Consider the following 1,189-nt stretch of genomic DNA (forward strand, 5'->3'; position numbering starts at 1 on the left):
GTCCTGATTTTTGTTAATCCACTATAAAATCCCGTCATTCCCGCGCAGGCGGAAATCCGGACATCCAACGCTGCAGCAATTTGTCGGAAATAACCGAAACTCAAAAAACCGGATGCCCGCCTGCGCGGGAATGACGACGCAAAGATGGTCGTTATTTCGGATAAATATCCGTCTTTTCGTTCCGGATACCCGCTTTCGCAGGAATGGAGATGGAAAGATTTCAGCCTATTCGGCAATCATCAAATACCGCTTCCCAACTTTATTTTTGATGCGACAGCCGGCCGGCAACCAAGGTGGCGGCGATGACGACAAACACGCCCAAGGCGGACACGGGCGACAGGTGTTCGCCCAAAATCAAAACCGCCAGCAGCACGCCGACGACGGGTTCGAGCGAAATCAACAGTCCCGAAACATTGGCAGGAACACGGCTCATCCCCTTGTTCCACAGCCAATAGGCGTACCAGCCGCACCCCAAACCCAAATACAGCAGCGACAATACCATCCCGACGCTCCAGTCCACGGTATAACTTTGCGCCAAAGCAAGCGAAAACGGCAGGCACATCAACGATGCGGCGGCAATGGAAACAGATGTGAATGCCGGTGCGCCGATGCGTGCAATCAGCCTTTGCGTCGGACGCATAGCGGCACAAAAGCCCGCGCCCGCCAACAACACCAGCAGGCAGCCGAACCAGCCGACTTCGCCGCCCTCTTCCGCACCGCCCGCCATCAGCAGCGCGACACCGGCAAATGCCGCCGCGCCGCATATCCAGTGGTAGGCACGCGCTTTGTCGTTGAAGAAAAAGTGTCCGACAAACACCATCAGCAGCGGCTCGAGTCCGACAATGACCGATGCGCTGGCGGCGGAAGTGTATTTCAACCCGACAAACTGAAGCAGCAGGGTCAGCACATAGTTGACGAACGACACAATCAGCAACGGCTTCCATTCCTCACGCGGAATCTTGCCGACATGACGGCGGCAGGCGGGCAGTGCAGGCAGCGCAGCAATCAGCAGGCGCACGCCGACCATCAATGCGGGATCGATGCCGCCATAGACATATTTGGCGGCAATAAACGAGCTGCTCCAGATAATCAGGGCAAGGATTTGGTAAAACATAGTGAGTGATAAAGTCAGATGGTCATACAAAAGTATAGCGGATGAACAAAAATCAGGACAAGGCGGCGAGCCGCA

1 protein-coding gene is annotated in these 1,189 nt (G+C 55.4%); it reads right to left on the minus strand.

Annotated features, from left to right (window positions below):
- Positions 1-259: 259 nt before the first annotated feature.
- A complete protein-coding gene (locus HMPREF2959_RS08010; RefSeq protein ID WP_002218821.1) occupies positions 260-1,114 on the minus strand; it encodes a DMT family transporter in 855 nt (284 codons plus the stop codon).
- Positions 1,115-1,189 lie beyond the last annotated feature (75 nt).

It is taken from the genome of Neisseria sp. HMSC070F02 (genome assembly GCF_001814225.1).
GTDB lineage: Bacteria > Pseudomonadota > Gammaproteobacteria > Burkholderiales > Neisseriaceae > Neisseria > Neisseria meningitidis.

Coding starts and splice junctions, on each gene's coding strand:
- HMPREF2959_RS08010 (WP_002218821.1), bottom strand. CDS start 1,114: ATGTTTTACCAAATCCTTGCCCTGATTATCTGGAGCAGCTCGTTTATT.